This is a genomic window from Streptomyces pimonensis (assembly GCF_041380215.1).
Lineage (GTDB): Bacteria > Actinomycetota > Actinomycetes > Streptomycetales > Streptomycetaceae > Streptomyces > Streptomyces pimonensis.
This window is the reverse complement of the sequence record NZ_JAHWZY010000012.1, coordinates 135721-159923: the sequence shown is the minus strand read 5'-3', so window position 1 is coordinate 159923 and position 24203 is coordinate 135721. Positions and strand designations below refer to the sequence as shown.

Genomic DNA, 24203 nt, shown 5'->3' with positions numbered 1-24203 from the left:
GGGGCGCAACCGATACAACCCCATGCCCCGGCCCGCCGGGCGGAACGACCCGAACTCGACAGGAGTCCGACAGGTGCCCCACCGGATCAGGCCGCTTTCACCTCGTACGCCCTCACCCGTACCGTCTCGTCGTCCAGGCACTGGCCCGTCTCCAGGTCGAAGCGCTGCTTCAGGAGCGGGGAGGCGACGAAGGGGCGGCCCTGGTGGGTGCCGGTCAGGCCGCGGGAGAGGACCGCCGCGCCGGTGAAGGGGTCGCGGTTGTCGATGGCGTACAGGCGGCCGGCACGGTCGGCGAAGAGGGCGGCCTGACGGCCGTCGGGGAGGAGGACGGCCACCCCGCGGCCCGGGAGCAGCGCGCTCGGGTCGCAGGCCGTGAACCAGTCGCCGGCGAGGCGGATCCGGACCTTCAGATCGGTGGTCTCGAGTGCCAGGGTCATCGCGTGACGCTTCCTTCCAGGATCTCGTCGGCGGGTCGCAGGCCGATGCTCAGCAGCGGCAGGTCGGGCTTCATCTGGTCGCGCTCGGGGACGAAGGCGACCACCGGGTCGGGGGTGTCGGGGGCGTTCACGAAGGACACGAAGCGGGCCAGCTTCTCCGGGTCGTTGATGGTCTCGGCCCACTCGTCGCGGTAGTGCGCGACGTGGACGGCCATCAGCGCCTCCAGCTCGTCGCAGATGCCGAGCGAGTCGTGGACGACGACGTCCCGTACGTGGTCCAGGCCGCCGGGGATGCGGTCCAGCCACACGCTGGTGCGCTCCAGGCGGTCGGCGGTGCGGATGTAGAACATCAGGAAACGGTCGATCAGGAGGATCAGTTCGGCGTCCGAGAGGTCCTGCGCGAGCAGGTCGGCGTGGCGCGGGGTGGCGCCGCCGTTGCCGCCGACGTACAGGTTCCAGCCGTTCGCCGTGGCGATGACGCCGAAGTCCTTCGACCGGGCCTCGGCGCACTCGCGCTGGCAGCCGGAGACCGCGGACTTGAGCTTGTGGGGGGAGCGCAGGCCCCGGTAGCGCAGCTCCAGGTCGATCGCCATGCGGACGGAGTCCTGGACGCCGTAGCGGCACCAGGTCTGTCCGACGCAGGACTTCACCGTGCGCAGCGACTTGCCGTAGGCGTGGCCGGACTCGAAGCCGGCGTCGACCAGACGGGCCCAGATGACGGGCAGCTGCTCCACCCGCGCGCCGAACATGTCGATGCGCTGGCCGCCGGTGATCTTCGTGTAGAGACCGAAGTCGCGGGCGATCTCGCCGATCACGATCAGTTTCTCCGGGGCGATCTCACCACCGGGGATGCGGGGCACGACCGAGTACGAGCCGTTCTTCTGCAGGTTGGCCAGGAAGTGGTCGTTGGTGTCCTGCAGGGCCGCCTGCTCGCCGTCCAGGACGTGGTTGCCGGCGCCGATCGTCGGGGCGAGGGAGGCGATGATCGAGCCGACCGTCGGCTTGCAGACCTCGCAGCCGTCGCCGCCCCGGGCGGCCCGGCGCCCGTGCCGGTCGAGCAGGTCCCGGTAGGAGGTGACGCGCAGGGCGAGGACGATCTCGTACAGCTCCTCGCGGGTCTGGGAGAAGCAGGCGCACAGGCCCTTGTCGACCTCGACGCCGCTCGCCTCCAGCCCGGCGTTGATCAGCTGGCCGAGGACCTTGACGCAACTGCCGCACGTCGTGCCGGCCTTGGTGCACTTCTTCACATCGGGCACGGTGGTGCACCTGTGCTCGGTGACCGCCTCGCGGATCGTGCCCTTGCGGACGTTGTTGCAGGAGCAGATGATCGCGTCGTCCGGGAGCGCGGACGGGCCGAGCTGGACGGGCGACCCGGCGCCGGCCGGCAGCACCAGCGACTCGGGCGGGACCGGGGGGACGGAGCCGGTGAAGGCCTTCAGCGTGCCGTACGCCTCCGCGTCGCCGACCAGGATGCCGCCGAGCAGCGTGCCGTCCCGGCCGATGACCAGCTTCTTGTACAGGCCGGCGCGGGAGTCGGAGTAGACGACGTCCAGGCAGTCCCCGGTGGCGCCGTGCGCGTCGCCGAAGGACGCCACGTCCACGCCGAGCAGCTTCAGCTTGGTGGACAGGTCCGCGCCGGTGAAGGACGCCTCGTCGGCGGCGATCGTCGCGGCGGCCGTCTCGGCCTGCTCGTAACCGGGCGCGACCAGGCCGTACACCCGGCCGTCGGCGGCCAGCGCGCACTCACCGATCGCGAACACGTGCGGGTCGGTGACCGTACGGCACTGCTCGTCGACCGCGATGCCGCCGCGCTCGCCGACGGTCAGTCCGCAGTCGCGGGCCAGCTGGTCGCGGGGGCGGACACCGGCTGAGAACACCACCAGGTCGGTGGCGAGTTCGGAACCGTCCGACAGCCTCATGCCGGTGACCGCGCCGTCCTCGCCGACCACGACCTCCTGCGTCCCGACGCCGGTGTGGACGGACAGGCCCATCTCCTCGATGGTGCGCAGCAGCGCCGCGCCGCCGCCCTCGTCGACCTGGACGGGCATCAGCCGGGGTGCGAACTCCACGATGTGCGAGGTGAGTCCGAGGCCCTTGAGCGCGCCCGCCGCCTCCAGGCCGAGCAGACCGCCGCCGACCACGGCGCCGGTCGTCGACTTCCTCGCGTACTCCTCGATCGCGAGCAGGTCCTCGATCGTGCGGTAGACGAAACAGCCCTCGGCGTCCTTGTTCGGCACCGGCGGCACGAACGGGTAGGAGCCGGTGGCCAGCACCAGGACCTCGTAGCCGACGACCAGCCCGGAGCGGGCCGTCACCGTGCGCGCCGCACGGTCGACCGTCTCCGCCGGGTCGCCGACGTGCAGCTCGATGCCGTGCTCCTCGATGAACGCCATGTCCGTCAGGGACAGGTCCTCGGGCGTCCTGCCCGAGAAGTACGAGGTGAGCTGGACCCGGTCGTACGCCGGGCGCGGCTCCTCGCACAGCACGACCACGCGGTGCGTGGCGGTCAGGCCGCGCCCGGCGAGCGCCTCGAGGAAGCGCTGGCCGACCATGCCGTGGCCGACGAGCACGATCGTGGGGGATGCCTCCGGGGTGGCGGTCATCAGGAGCCTCCGTCGTTGGTGAGCAGGTGGAGCAGGGGCCCGCCGGCGGACGGGAGCGGCTCTGCTCCCTCCCAGGCGCGCGCGAGGGCGCCGACGGTGCCGAGTTCGCCGACGAGGACCCCGCCGACCAGGCGGTCGTCGCGGACGACGACCTTGCGGTAGGTGCCCCGGGTGGCGTCGGCGAGCTGGATGACGTCGTCGCCCGGCAGCGCCTCGGTCTCGCCGAAGGCGGCCAGGTCGAAGGGGCTGTCCCGCCCGGTCAGGGTGAGCCGGGTCAGGGAGCGGGTGCCGGTGTAGCGGGCGCCGGCGTTCCCGGCGAGCAGCGCGGCGAGCGCGTCGGCCTGTTCGAGGGCCGGGGCGGCCAGCCCGTACACCGTGCCGGCGTGCTGGACGCAGTCGCCGACGGCGTGGATGTACGGGTCGGAGGTGCGCAGTTGGTCGTCGACGACGACGCCCTTGCGGACCTCGAGCCCCGCCGCCTGCGCGAGGCCGGTGCGCGGGTGCACCCCGCAGGCCAGGACCACGAGGTCGGCGTCGAGGGCGTAGCCGTCGGCCATCTCCACCGAGCGGACCGCGCCGCCGACGCAGCGTACGTCCCGCACCCGGCACTCGGTGTGCACCTCCACGCCGAGGTCGGTGAGGTGCCGTTCGACGAGCCGGGAGGCGGCCGGGTCCAGCTGGCGTTCCATGAGCCGCTCGGACTGCTGGGCGAGGACGACCTGCGTGCCGCGCACGGCGAGCGCGCGGGCCGCGGAGACCCCGAGCAGACCGCCGCCGATCACCACCGCCCGCGCCCCGGGCCGTACCGCCTCGGCCAGGCCCAGACAGTCGTCCAGGGTGCGGAACGCGTGCACGCCCCCGGGCAGCTCCCGGCCCCCGGTGAACAGGCCGCGCAGCGGCGGCAGCACGGGGTTGGAGCCGGTGGCCAGGACCAGCCTGTCGTATGCGATCACCGCCCCGTCCGCGCAGGCGACGGTCCGCCCGGCGCGGTCGACGCCGGTGACCCGGGCGCGGGTCAGCTCCGCGGGCGCCGGCAGGGCGATCACCTCAGGGCTGTAGCGTCCGGCCAGCACCTCGGCGAGCAGCACCCTGTTGTACGGGCGGTGCTCCTCCTCGCCGATCAGCGTCACGGGCGTGCCGAGATCGCCGAGCCGCCGGGCGAGTCGTACGCCCGCGAGGCCGGAGCCGATCACCACCACACGATCGTTCGAGGTCATGTCCCCGAGCGTGCGGTGCGGGTGTTACCCGGCGGCATCCCCTCTGTTTCCCGCGCGGAACGCTGCCCTCAGCGGGAGGCGGGGAGGAATGTGAGGGTCCCGGGCGCCGGACGGGCGCCGGGTGCGAGGAGGCCGTTCCCGCACCAACCTCAACAAACGCTCATCTTGATGGACGCGGCATCCACCCCGTCCCTAGGCTCACGGCCATGCCCGACATATCCCTGACCGCGGTCGTCCTGCTCTGTCTGGCCGCCCTCGCCGCCGGCTGGATCGACGCCGTGGTCGGCGGCGGCGGGCTGCTGCTCCTGCCCGCCCTGCTGCTCGGCCTGCCCGCCGGCACCCCCGCCGCGCACGCGCTCGGCACCAACAAGGCGGTCGCGATCGTCGGCACCACGGGCGCGGCGGTGACGTACGCCCGCAAGGCGCCGGTCGACGTGAGGACCGCCGTGCGCATCGGCCTGGCGGCCCTCGCCGGATCGTCGGCCGGAGCGTTCTTCGCGGCCGGGATGAGCACCGATGTCCTCAAGCCGGTGATCATGGTGGTGCTGCTCGCGGTGGCCGCCTTCGTGATCCTGCGCCCCGCCTTCGGCACGGCCCCCGCCGCCGGCCCGGCGACCCGCCGCCAGGTCCTCGCCGCGATCGGCCTGGCCGGCCTCGGCATCGGTTTCTACGACGGTCTCATCGGCCCCGGCACCGGCACGTTCCTCGTCCTGGCGCTCACCGCCCTGCTCCACCTCGACCTGGTCACGGCCTCCGCCACCGCCAAGATCGTCAACTGCTGCACCAACGCCGGGGCCCTCGCCACCTTCGCCTGGCAGGGCGCGGTGCTGTGGCAGCTGGCGGCGCTGATGGCGGTGTTCAACCTGGCGGGCGGCACCCTCGGCGCGCACACGGCCCTGAAGAAGGGCAGCGGCTTCGTCCGCGTCGTCCTGCTGACGGTGGTCTTCGCGCTGGTGGCGAACCTGGCGTACGAGCAGTGGCTGGCCTGAGCGCCCGGGACGGGTGACGGCCGGGTGGCCGTCGACACCGACGGCGCCGACCGCCCCGGCGCTCGCGGTCCGTCCCCAGCCTGCCTCCCCGGCTCAGCGGCTGCCGGTCAGATGGGCGTACACGACGACGTTCCCCCGGTACCCGGTGGCCGGGGAGTAGCCCCCGCCGCAGGTGATGACCCGCAGCTCGGGGCGGGACGCCGTGCCGTACACCTTCCCGTCGGGGAAGTCCCGCGCGTCGTACACCTCGACGGCGTCCACCGTGAACACGGCGACGGTGCCGTCGCGGCGGTCCACCTCGATGGTGCTGCCCTTGCCCAGGGCGCCGAGGGAGTAGAAGACGGCGGGGCCGTCGGCGTTGTCGACGTGGCCCGCGACGATCGCGGTGCCCCGCTCGCCGGGGGTGGCGCCGGCCTCGTACCAGCCGGCCAGGTTCTCGCGGTCGGCCGGGGGGACGTCGAGGCTGCCGGTGTCCGTCAGGCCGAGGCCGGTCAGGGGCGCGTCCACGTCGATCGCGGGGATGCGGACGCGGTAGGGAGGGGAGGGCGGCAGGGCCGGACTCCGGCCCGCGCTGCGGTCGTCGTCCCCCGCGCGCGCCTGGGCGGCGGACGGCTGCGGCGGCGTCTGCGTCCCGGCCCCGTCGAGCAGCAGCCACACCCCCGCACACAGCGCGCCCACCGTGACGGCGGCTATCGCTGCGTTGCCCGGACCCCCGGTCCGGCGGAACCTGCGGCGGATCACGGACTGACCTCATCTCGAGTGGGCCCCGTACCCCCTCCGGGCCGCGAGGGGCGTCGGACCCGGAGGGGGAGGGAACGTGCGGTACCGGCGGACGGGCAGCGGAGGGTGCCCGTCAGATCCCGTCGCCTCTCGCCCGGCGATGCAGGAGCCAGGTACCGCCCGCGGCGGCGACGGCGAGAGCCGTCACACCGGCCGCGGTCTGCACGGGGTCGGGGCCCAGAGCGCCCCCGACCCCCGTCTTCACACTCCCCCGGGGGACCGTCCGCCGCGCGTCGGGCGTCAGCGTGACCACCAGGTCACCGGCCACCCGCCGGCTGCTCCCGTCACACGTCGCGACGATCTCGTACGTCCCCGGCTGCGCGCTCGGCGGCACCCTGAACTGCCCGATCACGTCCCGTTCGTGCGTGCTCGGCGCCAGCGTGAACCGGCCGGAACCCACGGCGGTGGCGTCGCCCGCCGCGGTCCCGTCGTCACCGCAGGCCGCGGTGTTCACCGTGACGTGCGATCCGGGCACGACCGAGGACGGGTACACCTCCAGGCTTCCGGCCGGCGGGCCGGTGGGCTCCCCGGCGTACGCGGGCGCGGCGAGCAGCCCCACGGCGGCCACGGCGAGCGCGGCGCCGGTCGTGCCGGTCAGCGGCCGGGCGGTACGTCGCATCGATGCTCCCTCGAGCGGGCCACGGCCCGCGGCAATCCCGTGTGCCGCCGTCGGACGCGTCCCTGCCCCTTCGAGGTAAGTGCCATCGGGCCGCCGCCGCTCCCCGGGGAAGTGTCGGGAGGTGGGCCGAACGGGTGTCGGACATACCCGTACGGCCACCCTCTTCGCCGCGTTTCAGCAGGTCACCGATGCCGCACGGATCCGATCGCGACAAAGCACCCGAAGGGGGCGGCGCACGGGGGTGATCGGGTGACCGGCGCGTCCGTGAGGACCGCGTGCGGGCAGGCGGGGCGGAGCGAGGGCGCGCACCGGTGTGCTGTCGGCGGCGGGTCCCTCGTGCTCCGGGCCGGTCCGGGCCGGCGGGAGAGCGCCGGACGCCGGGCGCGGCAGCAGCGATCCTCGCCCCCCACCCACCCCCTCCTTCACGCCGTGGACACGGCAGGCCGGGCGGCGGCCGGTGCGGACCCGGCGGCCCGCACCGGCCGCACGGCCTCCACGCGGACCGCGCACACCTTGAACTCCGGCATGCGGGAGGTCGGGTCGAGGGCCGGGTTGGTGAGGGTGTTGGCGCGGCCCTCACCGGCCCAGTGGAACGGCATGAAGACCGTGTCCGGCCGGATCGCGGTCGTGATCCTGGCCGGCGCCACCGCCCGCCCCCGCCGGGACACCACGGCCACCGGGTCGCCCTCGGCCGTGCCGAGCCGCTCTGCGAGCCGGGGGTGCAGCTCCACGAACGGGCCGGGCGCGGCGGCGTTCAGCTCGTCCACGCGCCGGGTCTGGGCGCCGGACTGGTACTGCGCCACGACCCGCCCGGTGGTCAGCAGCACGGGGTACTCGGCGTCGGGCTCCTCGGCGGCCGCCCGGTGCGAGACCGGCGCGAACCGCGCCCGCCCGTCCTCGGTGGCGAACCGGTCGAGGAAGAGCCGGGGGGTGCCGGGGTGGACGCCGCCCGCCGGGTCCTCCGGCGCCGGGCACGGCCAGAACACGCCGTTCTCCTCCGCCAGTCTGCGGTAGGTGATCCCCGAGTAGTCCGCGGGCCCGCCCGCGCTGGCCCGGCGCAGCTCCTCGAAGACCTCCTCGGGATCGGTCGGGAACCTCTTCTCCGGGCTCCCCTCCCCGCCCAGCCGCGCGGCCAGCTCGTGCATGACCTCCAGGTCGCTGCGGACGCCCTCCGGCGGCGTGATCGCGCGCCGCCGCAGCAGCACCCTCCCCTCCAGGCTGGTCGTCGTCCCCGTCTCCTCCGCCCACTGCGTCACCGGCAGGACGACATCGGCGAGCGCGGCCGTCTCCGACAGCACGACGTCGCACACCGCCAGGAAGTCCAGCGAGCGGATCCGCTGCTCGACGTGCGCGGCGCGTGGCGCCGACACCACCGGGTTGGAGCCCATCAGCAGCAGTGAGCGGATGTCCGTGCCGAGCGCGTCCAGCAGCTCGTACGCGCTGCGCCCCGGCCCCGGCAGCGAGTCGGGGTCCACGCCCCACACCCCGGCGACGTGCGCCCGCGCCGCCGGGTCGGTGAGCTTGCGGTAGCCGGGCAACTGGTCGGCCTTCTGGCCGTGTTCGCGTCCGCCCTGCCCGTTGCCCTGCCCGGTCAGGCACCCGTACCCGGACAGCGGCCGGCCGGCCCGCCCCGTCGCCAGGCACAGGTTGATCCACGCGCCCACCGTGTCCGTTCCCTTGGACTGCTGCTCGGGCCCGCGCGCGGTGAGCACCATCGCGGCCTCGGGCTCGCAGAACAGCCGTACCGCCTCCCGCAGTCGGGGGACGGGCACGCCGGTGATGCGCTCCACGTACTCCGGCCAGTGCGCCATCGCGGCGGCCCGGGTCTCCTCCCAGCCAGCGGTGCGCTCCCGGACGTACGCCTCGTCGGTGTGTCCCTCGGCGACGATCAGGTGCAGCAGGCCCAGCGCCAGGGCGAGATCGGTGCCGGGGCGCGGCGCCAGGTGCAGATCGGCCTGCTCGGCGGTCCTCGTGCGGCGCGGGTCGACGACGATCAGCGTGCCGCCGTTCTCCCTCAGCTCGGTGAAGTACCGCAGCGACGGCGGCATGGTCTCCGCCGGATTCGACCCGACGAGGATCACGCATCCGGTCCGCGGAATGTCCTCCAGCGGGAACGGCAGCCCCCGGTCGAGGCCGAACGCCCTGCCGCCCGCCGCAGCGGCCGACGACATGCAGAACCGCCCGTTGTAGTCGATCTGGGAGGTCCCCAGCACCACCCGCGCGAACTTGCCCAGGCTGTACGCCTTCTCGTTGGTCAGTCCGCCCCCGCCGAACACCCCGACCGCGTCCGCCCCGTACTCCGCACGCGTCCGCCCCAGCCCCTCGGCGACCCGTTCCAGCGCCTCCTCCCAGGAGGCCGGCACCAGCGCGCCCCCCGCGGACCGCACCAGCGGCGAGGTCAGCCGCACGCTCGACGACAGCACGGCGGGCGCCGTGCGCCCCTTCCCGCACAGCGCCCCCCGGTTCACCGGGAAGTCCGCGCGCTCGCTCACCTCGACGGCTCTCCCGTCGGGGGCCGGCGTCAGATTCATCCCGCACTGCAGGGCGCAGTAGGGGCAGTGCGTGGGCGTCACGGTGTCTCGCATACAACCCAGGCTGCGCCGCCGGTGTTACGTACCGCGCCGGCCGCTGTTACACCCCGGGTACGGCGACCTCCCCGCCGGCCGGGGCCCGCGGTGAGGGGCCGGCGCTCCCCGCTCGGACGACGACGAGCCGGATACGGTCACCGCACAGCCGGGGCACTCCGTCGATGCCGGACGGCGGTACGACACCGGGCCCGGCCGGCGCAGCGCCGGCTCGGCCAGCGTCGCGTCGATCGTGTACGTGTGCCCGTGCGGGCCGGCGCCCCCGAGCAGCTCGACCTGCTCCGCCGGGAGCGTCACCGTGACGCGTGTGGTGTCCGCCAGGGACGCGAGCATGCTGGAGTACGCGTGATCCGTCAGTCCGGCGTCCCCGGACCGTGGACGTCGGCCAGCGCCCGCTCCACCCCCGGTTCCTGCGGTCCGAGGAAGCGCGGGTCCGGGCGGAAGGCGGCGTCCAGTGCCGCCTTGCCCGCCGCGAAGATCTCCCTGACGCCCCCGTAGTACCAGGTCACGTCGTGGCGGCCGTCGACGCCGACGCCGTACGCGGTGACGCCGGCCGCCCGGCACAGGGCCACCGCGCGGCGGATGTGGAAGCCCTGGCTGATCAGCACCGCGCGGTCCACGCCGAAGATCCTCTTCGCGCGGACACAGGAGTCCCAGGTGTCGAAGCCCGCGTAGTCGCTGACGATCCGCGTGCCGGGGACGCCGTGCCGGGTGAGGTAGGCGCGCATCGCGTCCGGCTCGTCGTACTCCTCGCGGCTGTTGTCGCCGGTGACCAGCACCACCTCGATCCGCCCCGCGCGGTACAGCTTTGCCGCCGCGTCCAGCCGGTGCGCGAGGTACGGGGACGGCTCCCCGTCCCACAGTCCCGCGCCGAAGACCACGGCGACGTCGGTGCGCGGCACGTCGGCGGTGGTGCGCAGCCGGTCGTCCGTCGTCACGCGCAGCCAGGTCGCCGGCAGCAGCGCCAGCACGCACACCGCCGCCGCCCGCACGAGCCGCCGCCACCCCGTACGGGTGCGCGGCAGACGCGGGCGGCGGTCTCCGAGACGACGCATCGGACGGCCCTCCCCGGTCGGTCCTGGACCGGGGAGGACGCCCCGCGGGGCCTTCCGGTTCGCCTCACGCCCTGTGACCAGCTTCACGGAGCGGGGCGGAACGGCGGGTCGAACCGCCTCACACCCACCGCCGTCCGCACGGTGAACCGCTGGAAAACGCCCGTCACGCCCGCGCAACGGGAAGGCAACGTGCCGCCTCCACGATCGGTGCATGACGGCGTACCCCATGAACGACCGCGTCCCCCGGCCCGCCCTCGTCGTGGTGGCCCACGGCAGCCGCGACCCGCGCGCGCTGAGCACCGTACGGCGGCTCCTGGACCGCGTCCGCGTCCTGCGGCCGGACCTGTCCGTGCACCTGGGCCACCTCGAGCTGAACGCGCCCCTGCTCCCCGACACCCTCGCCGGACTGGACGCGCACGGCACCGGGGCCGCCGTCCTGGTACCGCTGCTGCTCAGCCGGGGCTACCACGTCAAGCGGGACATCCCCGAGACGGCCGCCGGGGCACGGCTGCACGTGCGTGTGGCCGCCCCGCTCGGCCCGCACCCCCTCCTCGTGGACGCCCTGCACGCCCGTCTCACCGAGGCCGGCTGGCGCAGCCCGGTGGAGGCGGCGGCCCGCCGCGCGAGCGGGGTCGTGCTCGCCGCGGCGGGCTCCAGCGACCCCGAGTCGCGGGTCGACACAGGCCGCACCGCGCGGCTGCTCGCCGAACGCCTCGGCGTCCCCGTCGTCCCCGCGTACGCCTCCGCCGCCGCCCCCACGGTCCCCGAAGCCGTACGCTCCCTGGCCGCCCGGGGCCGCCACCGGGTGGCCGTCGCCTCCTACTTCACCGCCCCCGGCCGCTTCGCCACGGAATGCGCGGCGGCCGCGCCGTGGATCGCCTCCGCCCCCCTCGGCACCCACCCCGCGATGGCCGGCCTCCTCCTCCACCGCTACGACCGGGCTCTGCGGACCTCGGCCACCGCACCCCTGGAGCCGGCGTCGGCCGTCTGAGGGGCGCGGGGCTGTGACGGCATACGGCTTCGCCGCGTGGGCGCGAAGGGGCCCGGGGGCCCCAGGGACGGGGCGGCGGGGCGGCGGGGCGGCGGAAAACTAGTCCAGGTACCCGCGCAGCTGATCCGCGAGGGCGTGGTCGCGAAGCTTGTTCAGCGTCTTGGACTCGATCTGCCGTATGCGCTCGCGCGTGACGCCGAAGATCCGCCCGATCTCCTCCAACGTACGGGGGCGCCCGTCGGCCAGCCCGTACCGCAGCTGCACCACCTTCCGCTCCCGTTCCCCCAGCGTCGACAGCACCGCCTCCAGATGCTCCCGCAACAGCAGGAACACCGCCGACTCCACGGGACTCGCGGCGTCGCCGTCCTCGATGAGGTCACCGAGAGCCACGTCCTCCTCCTCGCCCACCGGCGCATGGAGGGAGATCGGCTCCTGCGCGAGCCGGAGCACCTCCCCCACCCGCTCGGCCGGCAGGTCGAGGTGCGCGGCGACCTCCGCCGGCGTCGGCTCGTACCCCCGCTCCTGCAGCATCCGCCGCTGCACCCGCACCACCCGGTTGATGAGCTCCACCACGTGCACGGGCACGCGAATGGTCCGGGCCTGGTCGGCCAGCGCACGCGACATGGCCTGCCGGATCCACCACGTGGCGTAGGTGGAGAACTTGTACCCGCGTGCGTAGTCGAACTTCTCCACCGCCCGGATCAGCCCCAGGTTGCCCTCCTGGACCAGGTCCAGCATGGTCAGCCCCCGGCCCACGTACCGCTTGGCGACGGACACGACGAGCCGCAGGTTCGCCTCGATCAGCCGTCGTTTGGCCATCCGGCCCAGGACGACGATCCGGTCCAGGTCGACGGCGAGCCGGCTGTCCAGATCAGGGGTCAGCCGCAGTTTCTCCTCGGCGAACAGCCCCGCCTCGACACGGCGGGCGAGTTCGACCTCCTCGGCGGCGGTCAGCAACGGGATGCGCCCGATCTCCCGCAGGTACTGCCGGAACAGGTCCGAGGAGGGGCCGCCGGCCTCGGGGCGGACGGACGCGACCGGCTCGACGGGACCGGCCGGCTCGGGCGGTGTCTCGGGGTGGTGCGCGACGTGGTTCTGCGCGGGCACGGCGACGAGGACGTCGGCGTCGGGCTGGGTGAGGGTCCGGGTCTGCACGGGTGCGACCTCCAGGATGATCGCCGCCAGGGGGGTGGGGCAGCGGTACTTCGGGAACGGAGTCGCCGGCCTCGCCGCTGTCCGTCCCGTACGCGGTGAGCGGGACCGCGGATGTCCGGGGCCCGCCGGCGACGGATCGGCCGCGCTCCGAGGACTCAGGCACCGGGTCCAGTGTGGCGTACGACACATCGTCCCCACGAGGGGCGTGCGATGACTTTTTGCGTCCGGCCGGTGACCGGCCGGTGACCCGGGCCCGTCCCGGACACCCTCACAACGCGGCCGCGCCGTGCTCCCGCAGGGCCTGGTCGTACTGCTGGAGCACCCACAACTCGTTCTGTACGGCGGCCAGTTCGCTCGGGTCACCGTGAGTGCTGAGGCGGGTGAGGCGGCTGGCGACGTCACGGATGCGGCGCTCGACCGCGCGGCGCCGGACGGTGACCAGTTGGGCGCCCGCGTAGGTCTCGTCGACCTCCTTGCCCCCCCGGTGCAGCATGATCGCCTCGACGGCGAGTTCGGTGACCATGGCGCGGACGGTGTCGTCGGGGGCGGCCTCGCGGACCCGGATCAGGTACTCCTGCGGGTCCTGGGTGCCGTACTCCGCGCCGCCCGCGTCCATGATCGCCTGGCGCACGGCCGCGTAGGGCGGGGCGGTGAACTCGTCGACGCCGTACGCGTCGAAGGCCGGGGAGACCAGCTCCGGGCGCTGGAGGGCGAGCTTGAGCAGTTCGCGTTCGGTGGCGAAGACCGGGTTGCGGAGGTTGAGGGCGGGACCGCGCGGGGCCGGCCGGTCCGGGACGGAGGCGTACTGCCGGGGGCCGCCGCCGTGCTGCTGCCGGTCGGGGGCGGGGCCCTTGCCGCCGCGTTCGCGGGCCCAACGGGCCAGCTGCGCCACCCGCTTGACCACGAACTGGGTGTCGAGGATGCCGAGCATCCCGGCGAGCTGGACGGCGACCTCGTGCTGGGCGCCGCTGTTCTTGATCCGGGCGACGATCGGGGCGGCCTCGTCGAGGGCGGCGGCGCGGCCGGCCGGGGTGTCCAGGTCGTAGCGGACCACGATCTGGCGGAGGGCGAACTCGAAGAGCGGAGTACGGGGTTCGACCAGGTCGGCGATGGCCTCGTCGCCCTTGGCGAGGCGCAGGTCGCAGGGGTCCATGCCGTCGGGGGCGATGGCGATGTAGGTCTCGGCGGCGAACTTCTGGTCGTCCTCGAAGGCGCGCAGGGCCGCCTTCTGGCCGGCCGCGTCACCGTCGAAGGTGAAGATCACACGCGCGCTGCCGTTGTCCATGAGCAGCCGGCGCAGGATCTTGATGTGGTCGCCTCCGAAGGCGGTGCCGCAGGTGGCGATGGCGGTCGTCACTCCGGCCAGGTGGCAGGCCATGACGTCGGTGTAGCCCTCGACGACGACCGCGCGGGAGGACTTCGCGATGTCCTTCTTCGCCAGGTCGATGCCGTAGAGGACCTGGGACTTCTTGTAGATCGCGGTCTCGGGGGTGTTGAGGTACTTCGGGCCGGTGTCCGCCTCGTACAGCTTGCGGGCGCCGAAGCCGACGACCTCCCCGCCGATGTCGCGGATGGGCCACATCAGCCGGCCGCGGAAGCGGTCGATGGGGCCGCGGCGGCCCTCCTGGGAGAGGCCGGAGAGGATCAGCTCCTTGTCGCTGAAGCCCTTGCCCCGCAGGAAGCGGGTGAGGTGGTCCCAGCCCTGCGGGCTGTAGCCGACGCCGAAGTGGACGGCGGCGGCCTGGTCGAAGCCGCGGTCGGCGAGGAAGGCCCGGCCGGTGTCGGCCTCGGGGGAGGTGGCGAGCTGTTCCGCGTACCACTCGGCGGCGATCTTGTGGGCCTCGACCAGACGGATGCGCTCGCCGCGCTGGTGGGAGGGGTTGTACCCGCCCTCCTCGTAGCGCAGGGTGATGCCGGCCTGTCCGGCGAGGCGCTCGACCGCCTCCGAGAAGGAGAGGTGGTCGATCTTCATCACGAACGTGATGGTGTCGCCGCCCTCCTGGCAGCCGAAGCAGTGGAAGAGTCCCTTGCTCGGGCTGACCTGGAAGGACGGCGACTTCTCGTCGTGGAAGGGGCAGAGCCCCTTGAGGTTCCCGCCGCCCGCGTTCCGCAGCTGAAGGTACTCGGACACGACGGCGTCGATCGGGACCGCGTCCCGAACCGCCTTCACGTCCTCATCGTTGATCCGCCCAGCCACGCGTGAATTCTACGGGGGCCGACCGGCATCGCAGGTCCACCGGAGCACCCCGCAGGGGCGCGGGGCCGTGACGTGTGCGGCTCCGCCGCGCGGGCGCGACCAGCCACGACGGCGCGGCACGCGCGATACGGCAGGATCCGGCGGCCTCAGGCAACCAGACTCTCCAGCGGCACATGCGGATTCGCCAGCGCCTCCGTGTCCACCTGCGCGCCGGAGCGGATCAGCCTCTGGATCGGCTCCGTGACATCCCACACATTCACGTTCATCCCCGCGAGCACCCGGCCCTCCTTCACCCAGAAGGCGATGAACTCGCGCTTGCCCGCGTCGCCCCGGACGACCACCTGGTCGTAGGAGCCCGGCGGCGCCCACCCGGAGTACTCCATCCCCAGGTCGTACTGGTCGGTGAAGAAGTAGGGCACGCGGTCGTAGGTCTCCTCCCGGCCCAGCATGGAGCGGGCGGCCGCCGGCCCGCCGTTCAGCGCATTGGCCCAGTGCTCCACCCGCAGCCGCGTGCCGAAGAGGGCGTGCGGGAAGGACGCGACGTCGCCGGCCGCGTAGATGTCCGGATCGCAGGTGCGCAGCCGTTCGTCGACGAGGACGCCGCCGCCGTCCGCGGGGTCGGCGAGCTCCAGCCCCGCCGACTCCGCGAGCGAGGTGCGCGGGGCCGCGCCGATCGCCGCGAGGACGGCGTGCGCGGGGTGCTCATCGCCGTCGTCGGTGCGGGCGGCGAGGACCACGCCGTCCTGGCCGACGATCTCGGTGAGCGTGGCGCCGAAGTGGAAGCGCACCCCGTGATCGCTGTGCAGCTCGGCGAAGAGCTGGCCGAGCTCGGGGCCGAGGACCGAGTGCAGCGGGGTCGGGTCACGGTGGACGACGGTGACCTCCGCGCCGTACTCGCGGGCCGCCGCCGCGATCTCCAGGCCGATCCAGCCGGCGCCGGCGATCACCAGGTGGCCGTTGTCCCGGCCCAGGGAGGCCAGGACGCCCTTGAGGCGCTCGGCGTGGGTGAGGCGGCGCAGGTGGTGGACGCCCCCGAGACCGGTGCCAGGGATGTCGAGACGACGGGGCTCGGCGCCGGTGGCGAGCAGCAGCTTGTCGTAGCGGACGACGGTGCCGTCCTCGCCGTAGCGGACGGTCCTCGCGGCGCGGTCGACGGCGTCGACGGTCCCGCCGAGATGCAGTTCGACGTCGTGGCGCGCGTACCAGGCCCGCTCGTGGACGAAGACACTGTCGCGTTCGGCCTTGCCGAGGAGGTAGCCCTTGGAGAGGGCCGGACGCTCGTAGGGGTGGTCGCGTTCGTCGCAGATCAGTATCACGCGGCCGGTGAAGCCCTCCGCTCTCAGCGTCTCGGCCGCCTTGGCGCCGGCCAGGCCGCCTCCGACGATGACGAATGTCTGATCCGCGTCGACCACGTCGATGCCTCCTCTTAAGGGTGTCGCCACCTGCGAGCGTCCCGTACCCGGGGTGTCGCCGGAAGGGGGAGTGACCCGATCAGGCCATACGGCTCACGCCCGCCCCTTGAAACGGGCGTGGAGCGAGCGGGCCGAGGCGTCGGTGAGCGACGCGATCTGGTCGACGATCACGCGCTTGCGGGCGCGGTCGTCCGGGGCCCGGTCGAACAGGGCGCGGAACTGGGGGTCCAGGCCGTCGGGGGCGCGGGAGGTGAGCGCCTCCGCCAGCTCCAGGACGACGATCCGCTGGTCGACGCGGAGCAGTTCCTGCTCGGCGCGCTGCATGACGTACCGGTCGGCGACCGCCTTGAGGACCGCGCACTCCATGCGGATGCCGCGCGGTACGACCAGCTCGGCGCCGTACCTGGTGAGGCGCCCGCCGCCTCCCCCGCTGCCTGAACGGCCCGGGAGGTACCCCCATGCCTGGCGGGTGGCGCCTTCGGCGGCGAGGCAGAAGCGGCCGATGAGCTGGCTGGTGGCGTCCTTGAGCCGGGCCTGGGCGACGGCGGTGCCGTCGTAGCCGTGCGGCCACCACTCCTGGTCGAGGAGGCGGTCGAGGGCCTCCGCGAGTTCGGCGGGATCGGTGTCGGCGGGGACGTACCGGCCGACGGCGACGGCGAAGACGGCCTCCCGCTCCGGGTCGGCGTGCAGGCAGTTGGGGTCGATGTGGCCGGCGTGCAGACCGTCCTCCACGTCGTGCACCGAGTAGGCCACGTCGTCGGCCCAGTCCATGACCTGGGCCTCGAAGCAGGTGCGGGTGCCGGGGGCGCCCTCGCGGATCCAGTCGAAGACGGGGCGGTCGTCCTCGTAGACGCCGAACTTCGGGGAGGCCGGGTCGGTGGGGTGGCCGCCGCGGGGCCAGGGGTACTTGGTGGCGGCGTCGAGGACGGCGCGGGTGAGGTTGAGGCCGACGGAGCCCTCGGGGGTGAAGCGTTTGGGTTCGATGCGGGTGAGGAGGCGGAGCGACTGGGCGTTGCCCTCGAAGCCGCCGCAGTCCTCGGCGAACTCGTTCAGCGCGCGTTCGCCGTTGTGGCCGAAGGGCGGGTGGCCGAGGTCGTGGGAGAGGCAGGCGGCCTCCACCAGGTCGGGGTCGCAGCCGAGGGCGGCGCCGAGCTCGCGGCCGACCTGGGCGCATTCGAGGGAGTGGGTGAGGCGGGTGCGAGGGCTGGCGTCCCAGACCTGACTGTGCTCCCCCGGGGTGACGACCTGCGTCTTTCCCGCGAGACGGCGCAGGGCGGCGGAGTGCAGGACGCGAGCGCGGTCGCGTTGGAAGGCGGTGCGGCCGGGGCGTTTGTCGGGTTCGGGGGCCCAGCGGGCGACCGACGTCGGGTCGTATGCGGCGGGGAGCGCGGTGCCTTCCATGTGATGACAGTAAGGGGGAGGGGGGACAGCCGGGGGCCGTCGGCCGTGCGGCCTCGGGTTTCCCCGCCCCTCGTCCCTTCCTGCCCCGCCCCCCGTCCCTTCCTGCCCCGCTCCGCCGTCCCTTCCCTTCCCGTCCCGACCCGGGGCTCCGCCCCGCTCCTCCGTCCCCCGGACGCCGGAGGGGCCGGACATCGGCCCCTCCGGCGTCCGGGGAACGTCAGTCGACCTCCACCACCGCCTCCGCGAACTGGGCCTTGTACAGGCGGGCGTACGCCCCGTCCGCGGCCAGCAGCTTCTCGTGCGCGCCCTGCTCGACGATCGCGCCGTTCTCCATCACCAGGATCGTGTCCGCGTCCCGGATCGTCGACAGTCGGTGCGCGATCACGAACGACGTACGCCCGTGCGCCAGTTGCGCCATCGCCTTCTGGATCAGCACCTCCGTACGCGTGTCCACGGAACTCGTCGCCTCGTCCAGCACCAGGATCACCGGGTCCGACAGGAACGCCCGGGCGATCGTGATCAGCTGCTTCTCTCCCGCGCTGACCCCCGACCCCTCGTCGTCGATCACCGTGTCGTACCCGTCGGGCAGCGTCCGGACGAACCGGTCCGCGTGCGCCGCCCGGGCCGCCTGCTCGATCTCCTCCCGGGTGACCTCGCGGGACGCCCCGTACGCGATGTTCTCCGCGATGGTGCCGCCGAACAGCCAGGTGTCCTGCAGCACCATGCCGATGCCGGCGCGCAGCTCGTCCCGGGACATCCTCGCTATGTCCACCCCGTCGATCGTGATCCGCCCGCCGGACACCTCGTAGAACCGCATCAGCAGGTTCACCAGCGTCGTCTTGCCGGCCCCGGTCGGACCGACGATCGCCACCGTGTGGCCCGGCTCGACCGTCAGCGACAGGTCCTCGATCAGCGGCTTCCCGGGGTCGTACCGGAACGACACGTGCTCCAGCGCCACCCGCCCGCGCAACCGTTCGGGCCTCTCGGCGGGCGAGGCGTCGGCCTCCTGCTCCTCGGCGTCGAGCAGTTCGAAGACCCGCTCCGCGGAGGCGACACCCGACTGCACCAGGTTCGCCATCGAGGCGACCTGCGTCAGCGGCATCGAGAACTGCCGCGAGTACTGGATGAACGCCTGCACGTCGCCGATGGACAGCGCGCCCGACGCGACCCGCAGGCCCCCGACGACCGCCACCAGCACGTAGTTGATGTTCGAGACGAAGAACATCAGCGGCTGCATGACGCCGCTGTTGAACTGCGCCTTGAACCCGGCCTCGTACAGCGCCTCGTTCTCCTCGGCGAACGTGCGCGCCGACTCCTCCTGCCGCCCGAACACCTTCACCAGGGTGTGCCCGGTGTACATCTCCTCGATGTGCGCGTTGAGCGTGCCGGTGCTGCGCCACTGCTGCACGAAGTGCGGCTGCGACCGCTTGCCGACGCGGGTGGCGACGACGAACGACAGCGGCACCGTCACCAGCGCGACCAGCGCGAGGATCCAGGAGACGTAGAACATCATCGCGAGCACACCGATGATGGTGAGCAGCGAGTTGATCAGCTGGCCCATCGACTGCTGGAGCGTCTGCCCGACGTTGTCGATGTCGTTGGTGGCGCGGCTGAGCACCTCGCCGCGCTGCCGCTGGTCGAAGTACGACAGCGGCAGCCGCGACAGCTTCGTCTGCACGTCCTCGCGCATCCGGAACACGGTGCGGTTGACCGCCCGGTTCACCAGCCGGGTCGCCACCGCCATCAGCAGGCCGGCGACCAGGAACACCGCCAGCGCGACCAGCAGGACGTTGCCCACCGCCGTGAAGTCGATGCCCTCGCCGGGGGTGAAGTCGGTGCTGCGGAGCATGTCGGCGACATCGCCCTCGCCCCGCTCCCGCATCGAGTCCAGCACCTGTTCCCTGGTGGCGCCCTCCGGCATCTCCCGTCCGACGATGCCGGAGAAGACCAGGTCGGTCGCCTCGCCGAGGATCTTCGGCCCGATCACGCTGAGCCCCACACTGAGCACGACACAGGCCAGCAGCCCGTAAATCGTCGGGCGTTCCGGCCTGAACCGGGCGATCAGCCGTCTGCTCGACCCCTTGAAGTCGATCGTCCGCTGGTCGGGGCCGCCCCCGGCCATCATCCGTCCTCCGGGCCCCGCCATCAGGCAGCCTCCGCTTCCGTCAGCTGGGAGAGCACGATCTCCCGGTAGGTGTCGTTGTCCGCCATCAGTTCGCCGTGCCGGCCGGTGCCGACGACCCGGCCCTCGTCCAGGACCACGATCCGGTCGGCGTCCCGGATGGTCGCCACCCGCTGGGCGACGATCACCACGGTCGCCCCGGCCGTCTCCCGTCCGAGGGCCGCCCGCAGGGCCGCGTCGGTGGCGTAGTCGAGCGCGGAGAAGGAGTCGTCGAAGAGGTAGATCTCCGGGCGCTGCACCAGCGTCCGGGCGATCGCGAGGCGCTGGCGCTGACCGCCGGAGACGTTCGTCCCGCCCTGGGAGATCGGCGCGTCGAGGCCGCCCTCGAGCCGCTCCACGAAGTCCTTGCCCTGCGCCACCTCCAGCGCGTGCCACAGCTCCTCGTCGGTGGCGTCCGGATTGCCGTAGCGCAGGTTCGTCGCCACCGTGCCCGCGAAGAGGTACGGCTTCTGCGGCACGAGTCCGACCGTCCTCGCCAGCAGCGCCGGATCGACGTCCGCCACGGGCACGCCGTCCACCAGCACCTCCCCGTCGGTCGCGTCGAACAGCCGGGGGACGAGACCGAGCAGCGTGGACTTGCCGCTTCCGGTGGAACCGATCACGGCCGTGACCTCGCCGGGCCGCGCCACCAGGTCGACCGACTTCAGCACCGGCTCCTCGGCGCCCGGGTAGCGGAAGCCCGCCCCCCGGATCTCCAGGTGCCCGTGCCTGCGCAGCTCGGTGACGGGCGCGGCGGGCGGCACCACACTGGAGGAGGTGTCCAGCACCTCGTGGATGCGCTCGGCGCACACCTCGGCGCGCGGCACCATCATGAACATGAAGGTGGCCATCATCACGGACATGACGATCTGCATCAGATAGGCGAGGAACGCGGTCAGGTCACCGATCTGCATCCCGCCGCCGTCGATGCGGTGCGCGCCGAACCACACCACCGCGATCGACGACAGGTTGACCACCGTCATGACCACCGGGAACATCAGGGCGAGCAGATTGCCCGTGCGCAGCGAGACGTCGGTCAGCTCGGTGTTGGACTTCCCGAACCGCTCCCGCTCGTACGCGTCCCGCACGAAGGCGCGGATCACCCGGTTGCCGGTGATCTGCTCGCGCAGCACCCGGTTCACCGTGTCGAGCCGCTCCTGCATGGTCCGGAACATCGGACGCAGCCGCCGTACGATCAGCGTCACGCAGACGCCCAGCAGCGGCACCACGGCGACCAGCACCCCGGACAGCGGAACGTCCAGGCCGAGCGCCATCACGATGCCGCCCACGCACATGATGGGCGCCGACACCATCAGGGTGAACGTCATCAGGACCAGCATCTGCACCTGCTGGACGTCGTTCGTCGTACGGGTGATCAGCGAGGGCGCGCCGAAGTGGCCCACCTCACGCGCGGAGAAGGACTGCACCCGGTCGAACACGGCGGCGCGTACGTCCCGTCCCAGTGCCGACGCGGTCCGGGCGCCGTAGTACACGGCGCCGATGTTGCAGACGACCTGGGCCAGCGAGATGCCGACCATCAGGACGCCGTGGCTCAGGATGTAGCCGGTGTCGCCTTCGACGACGCCGCTGTCGATGATGTCCGCGTTGAGCGTGGGCAGGTAGAGCGAGGCGCAGGTCTGCAGGAACTGCAGCAGGACCAGGAGGGCGACGGGTCCCTTGTAGGGCCTCAGACGGGTCCGCAGGAGTCGTATGAGCACGCTGAATCTCTCGGAGTGGTCGGCGGGGGCGTTGGTTGCCCGTGGCCCCTATCGTCGAACACCGCACCCGCGTTACCTCAACCGAATTAACCGGCCCGGCCCCCGGTCCCGATCCGCTACGGGCGGAACGCCCCCGGATGCGTCTGCTCGCGCACCGACACGTACTGCTGGCGCACCGCCTGCCCCACCGCCAGGTCCTCCCCGGGGTCCAGCACCTGCGCCACCGGGCCCTGCCAGACCGGCGGAGTGCGCGGATCGAGGACGCCCTGCGACACCCCGAGCGCCCATGCCGCCTGCCGGGCCGCGCCGATCGCCGCGTAGTCCGCGGGCTGCACCACCACCACCTGCGCCCCGAACAGGGCGGGCGCCGCCGACTGCACGGCCGGCAGCTCCGCGGCCGGACCCAGCAGGAAGACCCGCCGCACCTCCACGCCCCGGCCGCGCAGCACGTCCAGCGCGTCCCCGAGCCCGCACAGCATCCCCTCGAACGCGGCCCGCGCCAGGTGCTCCGGCTTCATCGACTCCCGCCGCAGCCCGGCCAGCGTGCCGGCGGTGTGCGGCAGGTTCGGGGTGCGCTCACCCTCCAGGTACGGCAGCAGCACCAGTCCGTGCGCCCCGGGCGTCGACTTCATCGCCAGGTCGGACAGGCTCTCCAGATCGGGCAGCCCGAGCAGTTCGGCGGTCCCGCGCAGGGCGCGCACGGCGTTCAGGGTGGTGACGACGGGCAGGTGCATGCCGGTCGCGTCCGCCAGAGAGGTGATCATCCCGTACTGGTCGACCAGCGCCTCGGGGTGCACGGCCATCACGGATCCGGACGCGCCCAGCGACACCACCGCGTCGCCCAGCCCGATCCCGAGCCCGAACGCCGCCGCCATCGTCTCGCCCGTACCGGCGGAGATCAGCAGCCCTTCCGGGGTCGTACCGGCCGCGTCCGCCGGGCCGATCACCTCCGGCAGCACCGCCTGGTGGCCGAGCGCCAGTTCCACCAGGTCGGGCCGGTAGCCGCCGGTGGCCGCCGCCCAGTACCCGGTGCCGGAGGCCCCGCCCCGGTCGGTGGTGCGCCGCGCCGGCCGGCCGAGCAGCTGCCACACCAGCCAGTCGTGCGCCTGCAGCAGCGCGGCGGTGCGCGCCGCGTTCTCCGGTTCGCTGCGGGCCATCCAGCGCAGCTTGGTCACCGGCTGCCCGGCCCCCGGCACACAGCCCACGGCCTGCGCCCACGCCTCGCGCCCGCCGAACGCGTCGACCAGGTCGGCCGCCGCGGCCTGTGCCCGCTTGTCACCCCCGGTCATCGCCGGCCGCACGGTGTTGCCCTGAGCGTCCAGCGGCACCAGCGCGTTCGCCTGCGCGGAGACGCCGATGGCCTGCACGCCCTCCAGCAGGCCGCCGCCCGCCGCCTCACCGAGGGAGAGCAGCCAGGCCTGCGGGTCGACGTCGGAGGGGCGGCCGCCGTCGGCACCCTGGATCGGATGCTGGGCGTACCCCTGTCTGAGCACGGCTCCGGTGTCCGTGTCACAGACGACGATGCGAGTGAAATCTGGCGCGCTGTCCAGTCCGGCGACTATCCCCATACGGCGAATTTTGCCGCATGGGGAGGGACGGGTGGGGCGTGGGCGGCGTGGTGGGGCGTCCTTACGTGTTACTGGTGCCCCAGTCGTCCTCCGCCGGGCCGTGGGCCGTGCGTTCGCGGAGGGTACGGACCCGCTGGGCGACCGAGTCGGGCATGCGGTCGCCGACCTTGTGGCTCACCGCCTGGTAGGCCTTGTCCGCGAACTCGCGGCTCTGCTGTGCCGCGCTCTCCGCGGTGTTGCGCACCGCGGGGTTCCGGGTGAGCTGCTGCGCGGACTTCCGCAACTGCTCGTATCGCTCCCGGCCGGCTTTCGTGCCCAGGACATAACCCAGGGCTGCTCCGGCGACGAACGTGAGCCGGTACTTCATGGCGGCCACCCTTCCGTTGTTCCAGTCTGCGAAGGTCCTGCGGCGCGCTGACAGCGCCGGGGAGTACCGATTGGCGGAGCACCCCCCAGCTTGCGCTAATGTATGTGTCGCAGCGAGCGCGCGCCCTCTGGCGGATACCCAGGCGGGTGCGTTCGATGCAACGAGGCATTCCTCCGTAGCTCAATTGGCAGAGCAGCCGGCTGTTAACCGGCAGGTTACTGGTTCGAGTCCAGTCGGGGGAGCTCGGTCCTCCGTAGCTCAATTGGCAGAGCAGCCGGCTGTTAACCGGCAGGTTACTGGTTCGAGTCCAGTCGGGGGAGCATGCTGAACGAGGACCCCGTAGGGGTCCTTTTTCATGTCCGGGGGAACCGTGCGGGGCTCGGTGAAGTCTCCATGGTCACGAAGGCCGCACGCAGCCGACCATCCGAAGCAGGAGATCGTATGAGCGGCTATGCTGCGGCAGACGGCGCGCACACATGTACGCGACACGCCGTTATGGGGCGGTAGCTCAGCCGGTTAGAGCAGCGGACTCATAATCCGTCGGCCGTGGGTTCGAGTCCCACCCGCCCCACCACCTGCGCGGCAGCGGCGACCTGTTCCGGCGGATCGGCCGGCAGCCGCGTCGACTCGCCGGCCGGAAGCCGGGGGTGGCCACGATCGCGTGGCGCAGCCGACGGCACGCTCTCGGACGCGGCAGGCGGCCCCTGCCGCGTGCACCGGGCTCAGGTGCCCTCGTCGGTCCCGTCGGTCGTCGCCGGGGCGTCCGACGCATCGCGTTCGCCCTCCGCCTGGGACGGGGTGGAGTGCGGTACCTCGGGGGTGGTCCACTCGTCGTCGTCCCGGTCGCCCTCGGCCTGGGACGGAGTGTGTTCGCTCAGCTCGCTCATGGTGCTGTCTCCCTGTCTCGGGGCCGGTGGCCGTCCGTCGCCGGGTACCCCGCGCGGGCCG

The 24203-nt window shown here is 73.1% G+C and carries 17 protein-coding genes, 3 tRNA genes and 1 pseudogene; 5 read left to right on the top strand and 16 right to left on the bottom strand.

Annotated features, from left to right (window positions below; all coding sequences use genetic code 11):
- Nucleotides 1–86: 86 nt before the first annotated feature.
- Genes nirD through KYY02_RS14765 form a run of 3 tightly spaced genes read right to left on the bottom strand, consistent with a single transcriptional unit; the run spans nt 87 to nt 4257 of the window.
- Nucleotides 87–437 (bottom strand): nitrite reductase small subunit NirD, encoded by a 351-nt coding sequence (nirD, locus tag KYY02_RS14775; protein WP_371238387.1) that lies wholly within the window; start codon nt 435–437, stop codon nt 87–89.
- On the bottom strand, nt 434–3040 hold the full coding sequence (gene nirB, locus KYY02_RS14770) for a nitrite reductase large subunit NirB (RefSeq protein WP_371238386.1): 2607 nt from the start codon (nt 3038–3040) through the stop codon (nt 434–436). Before nirB ends, nirD begins: the two co-directional genes overlap by 4 nt.
- A complete protein-coding gene (locus KYY02_RS14765; RefSeq protein WP_371238385.1) occupies nt 3040–4257 on the bottom strand; it encodes an NAD(P)/FAD-dependent oxidoreductase in 1218 nt (405 codons plus the stop codon). Before KYY02_RS14765 ends, nirB begins: the two co-directional genes overlap by 1 nt.
- Nucleotides 4258–4463: 206 nt before the next feature.
- Here KYY02_RS14765 and KYY02_RS14760 point away from each other — a divergent pair, with 206 nt between their 5' ends.
- Complete coding sequence (locus tag KYY02_RS14760) at nt 4464–5246, top strand: sulfite exporter TauE/SafE family protein (RefSeq protein WP_371238384.1); 783 nt, start codon at nt 4464–4466, stop codon at nt 5244–5246.
- A 93-nt stretch (nt 5247–5339) separates the two neighbouring features.
- On the opposite strand, the gene KYY02_RS14755 is transcribed toward KYY02_RS14760, so the two are convergent.
- The 4 genes from KYY02_RS14755 to KYY02_RS14740 all read right to left on the bottom strand — a co-directional run bounded on the left by KYY02_RS14755 (nt 5340) and on the right by KYY02_RS14740 (nt 10285).
- Complete coding sequence (locus KYY02_RS14755) at nt 5340–5984, bottom strand: class F sortase (RefSeq protein WP_371238434.1); 645 nt, start codon at nt 5982–5984, stop codon at nt 5340–5342.
- A gap of 115 nt (nt 5985–6099) precedes the next feature.
- Nucleotides 6100–6645, bottom strand: coding sequence for a hypothetical protein (locus KYY02_RS14750; protein WP_371238383.1), 546 nt, complete (start codon nt 6643–6645; stop codon nt 6100–6102).
- A gap of 422 nt (nt 6646–7067) precedes the next feature.
- On the bottom strand, nt 7068–9230 hold the full coding sequence (locus KYY02_RS14745) for a molybdopterin oxidoreductase family protein (RefSeq protein WP_371238382.1): 2163 nt from the start codon (nt 9228–9230) through the stop codon (nt 7068–7070).
- 353 nt (nt 9231–9583) lie between these two features.
- The gene (locus KYY02_RS14740) at nt 9584–10285 is read right to left on the bottom strand and encodes a SanA/YdcF family protein (RefSeq protein ID WP_371238381.1); all 702 of its coding nucleotides are present in this window, start codon (nt 10283–10285) and stop codon (nt 9584–9586) included.
- Nucleotides 10286–10496: 211 nt separating this feature from the next.
- Here KYY02_RS14740 and KYY02_RS14735 point away from each other — a divergent pair, with 211 nt between their 5' ends.
- Entirely contained in the window at nt 10497–11276 is a 780-nt protein-coding gene (locus KYY02_RS14735; RefSeq protein WP_371238380.1) for a sirohydrochlorin chelatase, read from the top strand.
- Nucleotides 11277–11375: 99 nt separating this feature from the next.
- Here KYY02_RS14735 and KYY02_RS14730 read toward each other — a convergent pair.
- The 8 genes and pseudogenes from KYY02_RS14730 to KYY02_RS14695 all read right to left on the bottom strand — a co-directional run bounded on the left by KYY02_RS14730 (nt 11376) and on the right by KYY02_RS14695 (nt 23255).
- Nucleotides 11376–12594 (bottom strand): annotated as a pseudogene (locus tag KYY02_RS14730) (RNA polymerase sigma factor).
- A 105-nt stretch (nt 12595–12699) separates the two neighbouring features.
- Nucleotides 12700–14628: a DNA primase gene (dnaG, locus tag KYY02_RS14725; protein ID WP_371238379.1), complete on the bottom strand. Its 1929-nt coding sequence runs from the start codon at nt 14626–14628 to the stop codon at nt 12700–12702.
- A gap of 146 nt (nt 14629–14774) precedes the next feature.
- Nucleotides 14775–16040, bottom strand: a complete 1266-nt coding sequence (locus KYY02_RS14720; RefSeq protein ID WP_371238378.1) for an NAD(P)/FAD-dependent oxidoreductase — start codon at nt 16038–16040, stop codon at nt 14775–14777.
- Nucleotides 16041–16133: 93 nt separating this feature from the next.
- Nucleotides 16134–17441 carry a deoxyguanosinetriphosphate triphosphohydrolase gene (locus KYY02_RS14715; RefSeq protein ID WP_371238377.1) on the bottom strand — a complete coding sequence of 436 codons (1308 nt, stop codon included), beginning with the start codon at nt 17439–17441 and terminating at the stop codon, nt 16134–16136.
- Nucleotides 17442–17658: 217 nt separating this feature from the next.
- On the bottom strand, nt 17659–19587 hold the full coding sequence (locus tag KYY02_RS14710; RefSeq protein ID WP_371238376.1) for an ABC transporter ATP-binding protein: 1929 nt from the start codon (nt 19585–19587) through the stop codon (nt 17659–17661).
- A complete protein-coding gene (locus KYY02_RS14705; RefSeq protein ID WP_371238375.1) occupies nt 19587–21320 on the bottom strand; it encodes an ABC transporter ATP-binding protein in 1734 nt (577 codons plus the stop codon). The genes KYY02_RS14710 and KYY02_RS14705 overlap by 1 nt, the downstream gene beginning before the upstream one ends.
- Before the next feature lie 116 nt (nt 21321–21436).
- Nucleotides 21437–22888, bottom strand: coding sequence for an FGGY family carbohydrate kinase (locus tag KYY02_RS14700; protein WP_371238374.1), 1452 nt, complete (start codon nt 22886–22888; stop codon nt 21437–21439).
- A 61-nt stretch (nt 22889–22949) separates the two neighbouring features.
- Entirely contained in the window at nt 22950–23255 is a 306-nt protein-coding gene (locus tag KYY02_RS14695; RefSeq protein ID WP_371238373.1) for a YtxH domain-containing protein, read from the bottom strand.
- A 169-nt stretch (nt 23256–23424) separates the two neighbouring features.
- Between KYY02_RS14695 and KYY02_RS14690 the strand changes: the two genes are divergently transcribed.
- The 3 genes from KYY02_RS14690 to KYY02_RS14680 all read left to right on the top strand — a co-directional run bounded on the left by KYY02_RS14690 (nt 23425) and on the right by KYY02_RS14680 (nt 23829).
- A tRNA-Asn gene (locus tag KYY02_RS14690) sits at nt 23425–23497 on the top strand.
- A 5-nt stretch (nt 23498–23502) separates the two neighbouring features.
- A tRNA-Asn gene (locus tag KYY02_RS14685) sits at nt 23503–23575 on the top strand.
- A 177-nt stretch (nt 23576–23752) separates the two neighbouring features.
- Nucleotides 23753–23829 (top strand) — tRNA-Ile (locus tag KYY02_RS14680).
- Nucleotides 23830–23977: 148 nt separating this feature from the next.
- Here the strand turns inward: KYY02_RS14680 and KYY02_RS14675 are convergent.
- A complete protein-coding gene (locus KYY02_RS14675) occupies nt 23978–24142 on the bottom strand; it encodes a hypothetical protein (protein WP_371238372.1) in 165 nt (54 codons plus the stop codon).
- Between the last annotated feature and the right edge of the window lie 61 nt (nt 24143–24203).

What these genes read in the sequence shown, in the direction of transcription:
- nirD (WP_371238387.1), bottom strand. Translation starts at nt 437, where the DNA reads ATGACCCTGGCACTCGAGACCACCGATCTGAAGGTCCGGATCCGCCTC.
- nirB (WP_371238386.1), bottom strand. Translation starts at nt 3,040, where the DNA reads ATGACCGCCACCCCGGAGGCATCCCCCACGATCGTGCTCGTCGGCCAC.
- KYY02_RS14765 (WP_371238385.1), bottom strand. Translation starts at nt 4,257, where the DNA reads ATGACCTCGAACGATCGTGTGGTGGTGATCGGCTCCGGCCTCGCGGGC.
- KYY02_RS14760 (WP_371238384.1), top strand. Translation starts at nt 4,464, where the DNA reads ATGCCCGACATATCCCTGACCGCGGTCGTCCTGCTCTGTCTGGCCGCC.
- KYY02_RS14750 (WP_371238383.1), bottom strand. Translation starts at nt 6,645, where the DNA reads ATGCGACGTACCGCCCGGCCGCTGACCGGCACGACCGGCGCCGCGCTC.
- KYY02_RS14745 (WP_371238382.1), bottom strand. Translation starts at nt 9,230, where the DNA reads ATGCGAGACACCGTGACGCCCACGCACTGCCCCTACTGCGCCCTGCAG.
- KYY02_RS14740 (WP_371238381.1), bottom strand. Translation starts at nt 10,285, where the DNA reads ATGCGTCGTCTCGGAGACCGCCGCCCGCGTCTGCCGCGCACCCGTACG.
- KYY02_RS14735 (WP_371238380.1), top strand. Translation starts at nt 10,497, where the DNA reads ATGACGGCGTACCCCATGAACGACCGCGTCCCCCGGCCCGCCCTCGTC.
- KYY02_RS14715 (WP_371238377.1), bottom strand. Translation starts at nt 17,441, where the DNA reads ATGGAAGGCACCGCGCTCCCCGCCGCATACGACCCGACGTCGGTCGCC.
- KYY02_RS14710 (WP_371238376.1), bottom strand. Translation starts at nt 19,587, where the DNA reads ATGGCGGGGCCCGGAGGACGGATGATGGCCGGGGGCGGCCCCGACCAG.
- KYY02_RS14700 (WP_371238374.1), bottom strand. Translation starts at nt 22,888, where the DNA reads ATGGGGATAGTCGCCGGACTGGACAGCGCGCCAGATTTCACTCGCATC.
- KYY02_RS14695 (WP_371238373.1), bottom strand. Translation starts at nt 23,255, where the DNA reads ATGAAGTACCGGCTCACGTTCGTCGCCGGAGCAGCCCTGGGTTATGTC.
- KYY02_RS14675 (WP_371238372.1), bottom strand. Translation starts at nt 24,142, where the DNA reads ATGAGCGAGCTGAGCGAACACACTCCGTCCCAGGCCGAGGGCGACCGG.